We start from the raw sequence: 11,378 nt of genomic DNA on the forward strand, positions 1-11,378 counted from the left end.
GGGGTCCCGCGCCCCTGCCGGGCCCCACGCCCCTGCCGGAGCACGCCCGGAGGCGGCATACACCGGTGGCCGGCGTCCCAGCCGGGGCGGGCCGGGAGCGGCAGCCGCCGGGGTGGAAAGGATGATGGAACCATGCCGGAACCGTTGGACGCCGCCCTGACCGAGGTCCGGGCGTTGCTGCTCGACCCCGCCCTGACCCGTGCCGTCGCCGCCGGCCGACGCCGGGGGCAGCGCCCCTCGGTGGTACGGGCCGAACTCCGCCCGGTCGCCCTCAAGGCCGGCCCCCGGTTGCAGATCTCCACGTCCGACGGCGCACGGCCGTACACCCGGAACGTGGCACCGGGCGCGGAGGCCGGCGCGGCGGTCGACGCGCTGCTCGCCGAGCCCTTCGGCAACTGGCACGTGGAGACCGCCGGGGCGACCCTCCAGCTCCGGGTGACCAAGTCCGGCGAGGCGCAGGTGCACCGGGCGACGGCCAGCCGGCCGGCCGCACCGGCGGACGGCCACGACCGGGCCAAGGAGTACCTGCTCGACCCGGGTGACCCGATCTTCGCCGAGATCGGCGGCAACGCCGCCAAACGCCGGCAGGTGGACGCCTTCCTGCGGGCGCTGGCCGCCACCCTGCCCGACGATCTCACCGGGCGGCTGCGCGTGGTCGACCTGGGCTGCGGCAACGCCTACCTGACCTTCGCCGCCTACCGCTACCTGACCGCCCGCGGGCTCGACGTGGAACTGGTCGGGGTGGACGTCCGGGAGGACCAACGGCAACGCAACAGCGAGCTGGCCGGACGCCTCGGTTGGGCCGACCGGGTCACCTTCGTGGCCGGCACGATCGCCGACGCGGTGGTGGAGCCCGCCCCCGACCTGGTGCTCGCCCTGCACGCCTGCGACACCGCCACCGACGAGGCGCTGGCCCGCGCGGTGCGCTGGAACGCGCGGTGGGTCCTCGCCGCGCCGTGCTGCCACCACGACCTCGCGGCGCAGCTGCGCGCCCGGCCGGCCCCGGCACCGTACGAGCTGCTGACCCGGCAGGGCATCCTGCGGGAACGCTTCGCCGACGTGCTCACCGACGCGCTGCGGGCCGGCCTGCTGCGGTCGCACGGCTACCGGGCCGAGGTGGTCGAGTTCGTCGACTCCCGGCACACCCCCCGGAACCTGCTGATCCGGGCCCGCCGGACCGGCACCGGCGGCGGCGACCCGCAGACGGCCGAGTACCGGCAACTGGTCGACCAGTGGCAGGTGACCCCGCGCCTGGCCACGCTGCTGGCCGACCCGGACGGGGACGCCCTGCGGGACGGTGGCGCGGTCAGCGCGCCGCGCTGAGGCGGGTTCAGCGCCGCCGGCCGCCGGGGCGCTCCCCCGGCCCCCGGTCGACGATCGAGGAGATCCGCTGACGCGGCCCCCGCTCGTCGTCGCCGGGCGCGGTGGGGAACGGCACCACGGTGCCGGACAGCTCGGCGTTGCCGGCGGCGGCGAACGCGTTCCAGGAGATGTCGACCAGGAGCCGTTTGAGTTCGGCGTGCCGGACGGCGGCGCTGCGTTGCAGGGCCAGCCGGACGCCGAGCAGCACCCCCACCAGGGTGGTGGTGACGGCGCCGGCGGCGGCCAGCACGTGCGCCCCGGTCACCGCGGCACCGGTGACCACCAGCACCAGCAGCCAGCTCCAGAAACCCAGGGCGAACACGGCCGCCTTGACGACGAAGAAGAGGCTGACCGCACCCGGGCGGTGCGGCACCGGACGGTCGGACTCGGCCATGCTGCTCCTCACCGGGTGCGCGGCGGGTGGACGGACCCGCCGGGTTCGATTGACCTACGGCAACTGACGCTGTGTCACGACCGGTGCCGAAACCGGCCACGACCTGCGCCGTCACCCCGGATGGACGTCGTACGGGCGGTCGGAGGACCGGTACGGGGAATTGCACCGGACCGTCGTCGTACTACCCTCGGAGGGCGCACCGGACACCCCGGCTCCCACCCGAAGAGGACGATCTCCAGGCATGGGTTCGACAGAGGTTTCACCCCAGATGGCGTTCGCCCGCTTCGTGCGACGGGCCATCGACGACGCCCGTGACGAGCGGGGTTGGACGGTGAGCGACCTCGCTGCCCACACCGGTGTCGGTCGGTCCACCGTGTTCCGCTGGCTCGCCGGTGACTGGCAGGACTACCCCGAACTGGCCAAGGTGCGCGGTTTCTGCGCCGCCCTCGACCTGCCGGTCGCGGCGGCCTTCCGGGCGCTCGGCCTGCCCGACTCCGGGCCCACCCCCCGCCGCCGCGCCGACGACGGACCGGTGGAGGCGGACGTCCGGGTGATCCTCGACCGGCTGGCCGATCCGGCCGTGCCCGCCGAGGAGAAGCACCACATCCGCGACCTGCTGCGCTACCTGGCCCACCGCCCGGTCCGGCGCGCCGGCTGACCGCCGCGCCGTCCCCCGGTAGATCCGGGCCACGCCGGGTCCCACCCGCCCCGGGCCACCGGTCTCAGGGCACGGTCAGGGTGAACTCGGCGGTGCGCACCACACCCGCCACCTGGAAGTCCAGGTACATCCGGTAGCTGCCGGGTCCGGGCGCGGTCAGCCAGAACGTCACCGTGTCGGTGGCCGGCCCCGGGCCCGGGTGCACGTGCAGGTAGCCCAGGTCCCCCTCGCGGAGGGCGACCAGATGCCCGTACGCGCCGAGGTAGCGCTCCAGGGCGGCGGGGCGTCCCGCCGGGTCCCGGACCGTGAACCGCAGCGGCACGGCGGCGCCCACCTGCGGGGTGCCCTCGTAGTCGACGGTGAACCCGTCGACGGCCGCCCGGGTGGCCGGGGCGGGCAGCGGGCGGGGCGCGTACTCCCCCGGGGCGACCAGGTCCACGCCCAGCGTCGCCGGGGTCTGCCGGCCGTCGTCGGCGACCGCCGTGAAATCCGTGTACGCCCGCCAGACGCCCGGCTGCGGCAGGGTCAGCGGGATCGACCAGGTGCCGTCGGCGGCCATCGTCGGGTGCAGGTGCTGGAATCCGGTGAGGTCGCGGCGTACCACCACCAGGTGCATCGGCTTGTCGTGCACGACCGCGAACCGGGTGACCGGCCGGCGCTGCGCGTCGCGGATCTGGAACCGCAGTTCACCGGCCCGCCCGGCGGTGAACTCCCCGCCCGACGGGACGAGCGTGTAACCGCCGGAGCTGACGGACAGGCCGCTGGCCGCATCACCGGAGGAGTCCCCGCCGGTGCCGTCGTGCTGGTGCGCCCCGGTGCCCGGAGCGTGCGTGTGGTCCCCGGCGGCGGTCGCGGCGGTCGCCGCCGTACGGTCGGTCGGCCGCCCGTTGACCCGGCCGAGCCCGAAGCCGAGCAGGACGGCCAGCACCAGGCCGCCCACCACCAGCGCCAGCCGCAGCGTGGCCCGGTCCGGCCCCATCGTCGACGCCCCGTCCCGCGCCGTGGTGCCGCCTGACAGGGTCCATCCGCCGGGTTCCGCGCCGCCCGATTCCTGCTGGTCCGCCGGCTGCGCGCTACCTCGGTCCTGCTGATCCGCCGGCTGCGCGACCCCTGCGTCGCCGCCCCGGTCCTGCTGGTCCGTCGGTCGCGCGGTGCCCGCGTCGGCACCCCGGCCCGGCCGGCCCGCCCGGGTGTCCTGGTCGGGGGTCGGGCCGCCGTGGCCTGCCGGGCCGGCGGGCCGGGTGACGGATCGCTGGTCGGCCATCCGCCCACCGTACCGTCGACCCCGCCGGCACCGGGGCGACGGCCGGACACCGTGGCGGCGGTCGCATCACGGCCGGCCGGGGAACTTTTCCGCCCGCCCCGTCGACCGCCGGTCGGTCCGCGACCCGGATCGACCCACCGGCTGCCGGCGGCGTGGGATGGCCGCTCGCCGCCTCGGTCGACCCGAGCCGGATCGGCCGGTGGTCGACCCCCCGGCGGAGCCGCTCACCGCCACCATCGACCCGGGCCTGGATCAGCCGGCGACGGCGAGGGCCAGCGGGAGGACGTCGGGAGCGCCGGCCCGGCGCAGCAGGCGGGCCGCCATCGTCATCGTCCACCCGGAGTCGACCAGGTCGTCGACGAGCAGCACCGGGCCGTCCAGCCCGGCCAGCGCACCGGCGAGCTCGTCGGTGACGGTGAAGGCGTCGTGCAGGGCGCGTACCCGCTGGGCGCTGTTGCCGCGCGGCCCGCCGCCCCCGGCCGGGCCGGTGGGGGTGACCAGGCCGAGCAGTGGCAGCCGACCGACCGTGGCGATCCGCTCGGCGAGCGACGCGACCAGGGTCGGATGGCTGCGGGAGCCGACCGCGACCACCCCGGCCGGGCGACGCGGCCACGGGTCGTCGCCGTGGGCCCAGGCTTTCAGCACCTCCACCACGGCCGCCGCCACGTCGTCGGGCACCGGGCCGTCGGCCGTGCCGGGGCCGACCAGGCCACGCAGCCGGCCACCCCAGCCCAGGTCGGAAAGCCGCCCCACGGCCCGACCGGGCAGCGCCTGCTCCGTCGGCGGAATCCGCCCCTTCAGCGGTACGCCGACCGCGTCGAGGCCGGTCGGCCAGAGCTTCTTGGGGGCGATCTGCACGCCGGGGCGACCGAGGAAGGTCTGCGCGGCGGTCAGCGCGGGATCGGACACGTCGGCGGTGAACAGGGGCGCGGCGCAGCGGTCGCACCGGCCGCAGTCGTCCGCCCCGCTGTCGTCGAGGCAGTCCCGCAGGTACCGCATCCGGCAGCCGGGCGTCGCGGCGTACTCGCGCATGGCCTGCTGCTCGGCGGTGCGGGCCTCGGCGACGCGGCGCAACCGGGCCTCGTCGTAGGTCCAGGGTTCGCCGGTGGCGAGCCAGCCCCCGCGCACCCGGCGGACCGCGCCGTCGACGTCGAGCACCTTGAGCATCAGTTCGAGGCGGGTCCGGCGCAGGTCGACGAGGGGTTCGAGGGCCTGGGTGGACAGCGGCCGGTCGGTGTGCAGGGCGGCCAGCACGGCGCGCACCTGCTCCTCGGGCGGGAAGGCGAGCGAGGCGAAGTAGCGCCAGATCGCGGCGTCCTCGACGCCGGGCAGCAGCAGCACCTCGGCGTGTTCGACGGCCCGACCGGCACGGCCGACCTGCTGGTAGTAGGCGATCGGCGAGGGCGGCGCACCCAGGTGCACCACGAAACCGAGGTCGGGCTTGTCGAACCCCATCCCGAGCGCACTGGTCGCCACCAGCGCCTTGATCTTGTTGTCGAGCAGGTCCTGCTCGGCGGCACGGCGGTCGGCGTCCTCGGCCTGGCCGGTATACGAGGCCACCGACCAGCCGCGCCCGCGTAGGAAGTCGGCGGTCTCGGTGGCCGCCGCCACGGTGAGCGTGTAGATGATCCCCGAGCCGGGCAGCGCGTCCAGGTGGTCGGCGAGCCAGGCCAGCCGGTGCGCCGGACTGGGCAGGTCGAGCACGCCGAGGCGCAACGACTCCCGGTCCAGGGTGCCCCGCAGCACCAGCACGTCGGCCCGGCGGCCACCGGCGTCGGCGGGCGACGCGGCAGGATCGGCGGTCGGCGCACCGCCGTCGGCGCGCGGCCCGGCGGGCGACCCGGCGCGGTCGGCGGGGGGTGCGGCGCGGTCGGCGGGCGACCCGGCGCGGTCGGCGGGGGGTGCGGCTCGGGGTGCGTGGCCGTCGGCGGTGGGCGGGGTGGGTTCGGTGCCGAGTTGTTCGGCGACGTCCCGGGTCACCCGCTCGTTGGCGGTGGCGGTGGTGGCGAGCACCGGGGTCCGCTCCGGCAGGTTACCCAGGAAGGTACGCAGCCGGCGGTAGTCGGGCCGGAAGTCGTGCCCCCAGTCGGAGACGCAGTGCGCCTCGTCGACCACCAGCAGCCCGGTGGTGGCGGCCAGCCTCGGCAGGACGGCGTCGCGGAAGTCGGGGTTGTTGAGCCGCTCGGGGCTGATCAGCAGCACGTCCACCGTGCCGGCGTGGATCTCGGCGGTGATCTCGTCCCACTCGTCGAGGTTGGCGGAGTTGATGGTGCGGGCCCGGATGCCGGCGCGGGCCGCCGCCTCCACCTGGTTGCGCATCAACGCCAGCAGCGGCGAGACGATGACCGTCGGCCCGTGCTCGCCGCGTTCGCGCAGCAGGGCGGTGGCCACGAAGTAGACAGCCGACTTGCCCCACCCGGTGCGCTGCACGCAGAGCACCCGCCGCCGGTCCACCACCAGCGCCTCGATGGCCCGCCACTGGTCCTCCCGCAGCCGGGCGTGCGCGCCGGCCAGCCGCCGCAGCACCTCCTCGGCCCGCTCCCGCACCGCCGTCCGATCCCCACTCACCCGACATGTCTACCAGCCCGGCCGGACACCCCGACCTCCCACGCAGTTGATCAAGAGGTTTACGTCATGATCCGCGCCCAGGGTGACGCAAACCTCTTGATCACCGGGACGAGGGTGGGTGGGGGCGGGGTGGGAGGGGCGGTGGGTTTCGGGCGCGCAGTCGTCGGGGTGGTCGGCCAGGCGGGTGCAGCGCCGGCCGGGTGTCAGTGGTCGGTCGCAGTAGACCCAGTGGCGTACGGGCTGGGCGTCCTCGTGGGACAGGGTGGTGCCGCCCCGGTCTACGTCGGGCAGGAAGCCGAGCGCCCGGGTGATCGTCCGGGCGAGTCCCTGGGCGGAGACCAGGTCGTCGGCGGTCACGGGCAGGTGGACGACGAACCGTTCCCGGCTCACCAACGCACGTCCGACTGACCGACCATGAAGCCCGTCCGGGTCACCACCGCACGTCCGAGGTGAAGTGGGTTCGCCAGGAGCGCGACGCACGCTTGATCCGCTGGTTCTCCTCCCTGGTCAGGGCCAGGTCACGCCGGGCCGCCGCCAGGTCGGCGGCCACCCGGTGCAGGAAGGCGTGCACCTCCACCGGGTCGAGCCCCCGCTTGACCAGGCCGAACTGTCGTTCCTCGACCTGTCGGGCGGTCAGCGGCCGACACGCCTGCGAGCGGTACGAACCACCGTTCGGCGGGCGCTCCGACCAGCGTCGTCCCGCCCGGCGACGACGCGGACGAGGTCCCGGGCGTCGCCACCGGCGCTCGCGGGTCGTGGCGGGCCACGGTCGGTGGCCCTTGACCCGGGCGTCCACTCTGGGTGGCAGAGCCCTCACTCGCTGGAGGCAGACATGCGTTGGCTCATCATCCTCATCGTCGTACTCGTGGCCCTCGCAGCCGTGGCATGGTGGCGGCGTGGCCGCCGGCCGGTGACCGACGGGGACCAGCAGGTACGTGACCTGACGGCATCGGAGCAGGCCCGCCGCCGCCTGGACGACCACCGGAACCCGACGGACGGCAGCAACCTCCGCAGCACCGGGGGCGGAAGTCTCTGATCGGACTCCCGAGCCCGAGATCCTGGGTCACGCCACTCTCCTGAACCGATGGAACGGTGTCGGGCCGGCGTACCGGCCGGCCTCCCCACCCGGGCCGTTGGATGGTGAAGAGTTGTTGCGGCCCAGACGACAACAAGTCTCCACAGTCGGAACGCCCCGGCCGTCCGGTGTCCGCGCTACCCCGGTCGCGGCAGCGACTTACCGAGCGTGCGTACGGCGGTCGACGACATCGCCGCCAGTTCGGGCTGGGCGGGCAGGAAGACCGTGGGGACGCCCAACGACTGGTTCATCGCGGCGAGCCGGCATTCGGTCTGTAGGTCGGTGGTGTTCCGCACGCCCCGGACGATCACTCCCACCCCGTGGCGAAGGCAGTATTCGGCGGTCAACCCACGCCAGGCGGCGACGGTGACGGAGGTCCATCCCGCCGGCAGGCTCGCCCGGACGGCGGCGGCCCGCCGCTCCTCGTCGACGCCCGGATGTTTGCTGCCGTTGACCGCGACGAGCACGACCACCTCGTCGAAGAGGACGCGGGCCCGGTCCACCACGTCCAGGTGCCCGGGGGTGAAGGGGTCGAAGCTGCCGGGGTAGACGGCACGTACCCGACCGGAACTTCCTGCCGGTGGCAACCCGTCGATGCCCATGCCCCGACTGTAGGTGCCGGCCGCCGTCTCGATCGACTCCTGTGGGCCGATGTAGCGGTGTCCGGGCGACGGGACACCGCCACATCGGCAACACAGCGCGCATCAAGCGCGATCAAGCGCGCGGATCAAGCACCGAGGCCGGCGCGGGCGGCGACGGCGGTGTCGGGCTGGTCGGCGAAGACGCCGTCCAGTCCGAGGCCGAGGAAGAGTTCGTACTCGGCGGTGATGTCGCCCCGGGCGTTCGGGTCGGCGCCGATCCGGAGGTCGACCGGGAGGAACTGGTTCTCGGCGCGGAACGTCCAGGCGTGCACCAGCAGCTTGTGCCGGTGCGCGTCGCGGACCACCGTGGTCGGGGCGAGCAGCCTGCCGGTGGCGTCCCGGGGAACGATCAGGTTCTTGTTGAGGCCGACCCCGTCGGCGTACCTGGCGATCCCGCGCAGGCCGGCGGCGGTGGCCAGGTCCTGGTAGGTACGCGGGTCACCGGCGGCGGTGAAGTCGTACGGCCGGCCGGTGGCGTCGAGGAGCTGGACCAGCGGCACGTCGATCATCCGGTCGAGCGTGCGCAGGTTGGCGGTCTCGAAGGACTGGATGAAGACCGGGTCGTCGCGGTGGGTCAGCTTGTTGCGGCGCAGCACCGTGACCAGCGGCTCCTCCAGCGGCAGCCCGATCGAGGCGAAGTAGGTGGGGTGCTTGGTCTCCGGGTAGACGCCGATGGTGCGGCCCCGGGCCTTCGACTCGGCGCGGGCCAGGTCCAGCACCTCCTGGAAGGTGGGTACCGCGAACCGGCCGTCGAACGCGGTGTTCGCCACCCGTACCTGGGGCAGCCGCTCCTTGGCCCGCAGCGTCTTCAGCTCGGCCAGGGTGAAGTCCTCGGTGAACCAGCCGGTGACCGGCACCCCGTCGATGGTCTTGGTGGCCTTGCGGCCGGCGAACTCCGGGCGGGCCGCCACGTCGGTCGTACCGGAGATCTCGTTCTCGTGCCGGGCGACCAGCACCCGGTCCCGGGTCGAGACCAGGTCGGGCTCGATGTAGTCGGCGCCCATCCGGATCGCCAGCCGGTACGCCTCCAGGGTGTGTTCCGGGCGGTAGCCGCTGGCCCCCCGGTGGGCGATCACCAGGGGCCGGTGGGTGGCCCGGTCGGCGCGGTCCGCGTCGTCCTCGCGGGCCGAGGCGGCGCCGGGAACGGCCACCGGGACGGCGACGGCCACGGCGAGCAGCGCGCCGGCCACACCGAGAGCGGAAAGGGTACGTCGCAACGCGGTCTCCTTGGTCGTATGGGCATCCGGCCGAGCGCCGGTACGCCCCAACGGGCGCTCCCAGCAGACCGGGCGCGGCTGACCGCCAGTTGCCCGTCGACTGGCCGCCAGGTGAACCCTGCGGGGAAACCGGGACCGGGCCGGGATACGCGATTCACCGTCCCGATCCCGCCGGAATCGACAGGATTGTCTGGTGCGCCGCTTCCTTCGTCACCCCGTCCGGCTGGTGCCGTTCGGTTTCCTGGTGACGATCGCGATCGGCACCGGCCTGCTGATGCTGCCCTGGGCCACCAGCGAGCACCGCTACACCCCGCTGGTCACCGCGCTGTTCACCGCCACCTCGGCGGTCTCGGTCACCGGCATGGCCGTCACCGACACCCCGAACTACTGGAACGGGTTCGGGCTGGTGATGATCACCGTGCTCACCCAGGTCGGCGGGCTGGGCATCCTCACCGGCGCGGCCCTGGTCAGCCTGGCGGTCACCCGGCAGCTCGGGCTGCGCAACCGGCTGCTGGTGCAGGCCGAAACCGCCGAGTACGGCCCGGCCGACCTGCGCCGGCTGCTGCTGCGCATCGCCGGCACGGTGTTCGGCTGTGAGCTGGTGATGACGGCGGTGTTGACCCTCCGGCTCCGGCTCGCCTACGACTATTCCCCGGGTCGGGCGCTGTGGTCGGGGGTCTTCCACTCCATCCAGGCGTTCAACAACGGCGGTTTCACCCTCTACACCGACGGGCTGATCGGGTTCTCCCGTGACCCGTGGGTGGCGCTGCCGTTGGCGTTCGGCGCGATCGTCGGTGGGCTGGGTTTCCCCGCGCTGTTCGAGGCGTTCCGCCAGCGTCGCCGGCCGGGCCGCTGGACGGTGGCCACCAAGCTGACCGTCTGGGGCAGTGTGGTGCTGGTGGGGGCGGGCTTCGTCGGGCTGCTCGCCACCGAGTGGCACAACCCGTTCACCATCGGCACCTACGACACCCCGGGCAAGCTGCTCGCCACGTTCACCCAGATCGCGCTCAGCCGTACCGGCGGATTCGACGTGGTCGGCGTGGCCGCACTCCGCGAGGAGAGCTATCCGCTGCTCATCGCGCTGATGTTCATCGGCGGCGGCAGCGCCAGCACCGCCGGTGGGATCAAGGTCTCCACGTTCTTCCTGCTCGGCTTCGTCATCTGGGCGGAGCTGCGCGGCGAGCCGGACGTCACCGTGGGCCGCCGCCGGATCGCGATGGCCAGCCAACGCCAGGCGCTGACGGTGGCGCTGCTCAGCGTCGCGCTGGTGACCGTCGGCACGCTCGGCCTGACCGTGCTCACCACCGACGTCCGGTCCAACGAGACGCTGTTCGAGGTGACCTCGGCGTTCAGCACCGCCGGCCTCACCGTCGGGCTCACCCCGCACCTGCCCGCCTCGGGGCAACTGGTGCTGATCGTGCTGATGTACATCGGCCGGATCGGCCCGCTCACCCTCGGCTCGGCGATCGCGTTGAACACCCGACGCCGGCTGTACCGCTATCCGAAGGAGCAACCCGTTGTCGGCTAGGGACGAGGGCGACGGCGACATCGCCGTGATCGGTCTGGGCCGGTTCGGCTGCCACCTGGCCGGGGCGTTGACTCGGCTCGGCCACCAGGTGCTCGCCGTGGACCGCGACCCCGACCGGGTGCAGCGCTGGTCGGTGTCGCTGGACCGGGTGGTGCAGGCCGACGCCACCGAGGAACAGGCGCTGCGGCAGCTCGGCATCGGCGACTTCACCCGGGTGGTGGTCGCCATCGGCGCCTCGGTGGAGGCCAGCGTGCTCACCGTGCTGGCCCTGACCGAGGTGGGCGTACCGCAGGTCTGGGCGCGGGCGACGTCCCGCAAACACGCCAAGATCCTGGCCTCGGTCGGCGCCCACCACGTGGTCTTCCCCGAGGCGGAGACCGGGGAACGGGTGGCCCACCTGATCGTCAGCCGGATGCTCGACTTCATGGAGTTCGGTGACGACTTCGCCATCGCCAAGGTGCCGGTTCCCCCACCGCTGGTCGGTCACCGGCTGCGGGACCTGGCCGTGCAGGAACGCTTCGGGGTGATGGTGGTCGGCGCGAAACCGGCCGGGGAACGCTTCCGGTACGCCGACCCGGACACCATGCTCGGGCCCGGCAGCATCCTCGTCGTGGAGGGTGGGATCGCCCAGGTGCAGCGGTTCGCAGCCCTACGCTGACCGCACCGGCCGC

The 11,378-nt window shown here is 74.0% G+C and carries 11 protein-coding genes and 2 pseudogenes; 5 read left to right on the forward strand and 8 right to left on the reverse strand.

The window, feature by feature from the left end:
• Positions 1-132 precede the first annotated feature (132 nt).
• On the forward strand, positions 133-1,323 hold the full coding sequence (locus ACN268_RS18420) for a class I SAM-dependent methyltransferase (RefSeq protein WP_421484263.1): 1,191 nt from the start codon (positions 133-135) through the stop codon (positions 1,321-1,323).
• 7 nt (positions 1,324-1,330) lie between these two features.
• Here the strand turns inward: ACN268_RS18420 and ACN268_RS18425 are convergent, their stop codons facing one another.
• A complete protein-coding gene (locus ACN268_RS18425; protein WP_421484265.1) occupies positions 1,331-1,756 on the reverse strand; it encodes a hypothetical protein in 426 nt (141 codons plus the stop codon).
• Between the two features lie 241 nt (positions 1,757-1,997).
• On the opposite strand from ACN268_RS18425, the gene ACN268_RS18430 reads away from it, so the two are divergent.
• The gene (locus ACN268_RS18430; protein ID WP_421484266.1) at positions 1,998-2,414 is read left to right on the forward strand and encodes a helix-turn-helix domain-containing protein; all 417 of its coding nucleotides are present in this window, start codon (positions 1,998-2,000) and stop codon (positions 2,412-2,414) included.
• A 64-nt stretch (positions 2,415-2,478) separates the two neighbouring features.
• On the opposite strand, the gene ACN268_RS18435 is transcribed toward ACN268_RS18430, so the two are convergent.
• From ACN268_RS18435 to ACN268_RS18455, 5 genes and pseudogenes are all read right to left on the reverse strand, one after another.
• Complete coding sequence (locus tag ACN268_RS18435; protein ID WP_421484268.1) at positions 2,479-3,678, reverse strand: hypothetical protein; 1,200 nt, start codon at positions 3,676-3,678, stop codon at positions 2,479-2,481.
• 252 nt (positions 3,679-3,930) lie between these two features.
• Positions 3,931-5,496, reverse strand: a pseudogene (locus tag ACN268_RS18440) (helicase-related protein); the annotation flags it as partial.
• Positions 5,497-5,628: 132 nt separating this feature from the next.
• Positions 5,629-6,246 (reverse strand): annotated as a pseudogene (locus tag ACN268_RS18445) (DEAD/DEAH box helicase); the annotation flags it as partial.
• Positions 6,247-6,255: 9 nt separating this feature from the next.
• On the reverse strand, positions 6,256-6,636 hold the full coding sequence (locus ACN268_RS18450) for a hypothetical protein (protein ID WP_421484270.1): 381 nt from the start codon (positions 6,634-6,636) through the stop codon (positions 6,256-6,258).
• A 40-nt stretch (positions 6,637-6,676) separates the two neighbouring features.
• A complete protein-coding gene (locus ACN268_RS18455) occupies positions 6,677-7,042 on the reverse strand; it encodes a DivIVA domain-containing protein (protein WP_421484272.1) in 366 nt (121 codons plus the stop codon).
• Positions 7,043-7,078: 36 nt separating this feature from the next.
• Between ACN268_RS18455 and ACN268_RS18460 the strand changes: the two genes are divergently transcribed.
• Positions 7,079-7,282 (forward strand): hypothetical protein, encoded by a 204-nt coding sequence (locus tag ACN268_RS18460; RefSeq protein ID WP_421484274.1) that lies wholly within the window; start codon positions 7,079-7,081, stop codon positions 7,280-7,282.
• Between the two features lie 176 nt (positions 7,283-7,458).
• Here ACN268_RS18460 and coaD read toward each other — a convergent pair whose 3' ends face one another.
• Both coaD and ACN268_RS18470 read right to left on the reverse strand, forming a co-directional pair.
• Positions 7,459-7,923 carry a pantetheine-phosphate adenylyltransferase gene (gene coaD, locus ACN268_RS18465; RefSeq protein ID WP_421484276.1) on the reverse strand — a complete coding sequence of 155 codons (465 nt, stop codon included), beginning with the start codon at positions 7,921-7,923 and terminating at the stop codon, positions 7,459-7,461.
• 125 nt (positions 7,924-8,048) lie between these two features.
• Positions 8,049-9,179 (reverse strand): glycerophosphodiester phosphodiesterase, encoded by a 1,131-nt coding sequence (locus tag ACN268_RS18470; RefSeq protein WP_421484278.1) that lies wholly within the window; start codon positions 9,177-9,179, stop codon positions 8,049-8,051.
• A gap of 193 nt (positions 9,180-9,372) precedes the next feature.
• On the opposite strand from ACN268_RS18470, the gene ACN268_RS18475 reads away from it, so the two are divergent.
• Both ACN268_RS18475 and ACN268_RS18480 read left to right on the forward strand, forming a co-directional pair.
• On the forward strand, positions 9,373-10,707 hold the full coding sequence (locus ACN268_RS18475) for a TrkH family potassium uptake protein (protein ID WP_421484280.1): 1,335 nt from the start codon (positions 9,373-9,375) through the stop codon (positions 10,705-10,707).
• On the forward strand, positions 10,697-11,365 hold the full coding sequence (locus tag ACN268_RS18480; protein WP_421484282.1) for a potassium channel family protein: 669 nt from the start codon (positions 10,697-10,699) through the stop codon (positions 11,363-11,365). Before ACN268_RS18475 ends, ACN268_RS18480 begins: the two co-directional genes overlap by 11 nt.
• The last annotated feature ends 13 nt before the right edge of the window (positions 11,366-11,378 follow it).

The organism is Micromonospora sp. WMMD735, from assembly GCF_049178995.1.
Classification (GTDB): Bacteria; Actinomycetota; Actinomycetes; order Mycobacteriales; family Micromonosporaceae; genus Micromonospora; species Micromonospora wenchangensis.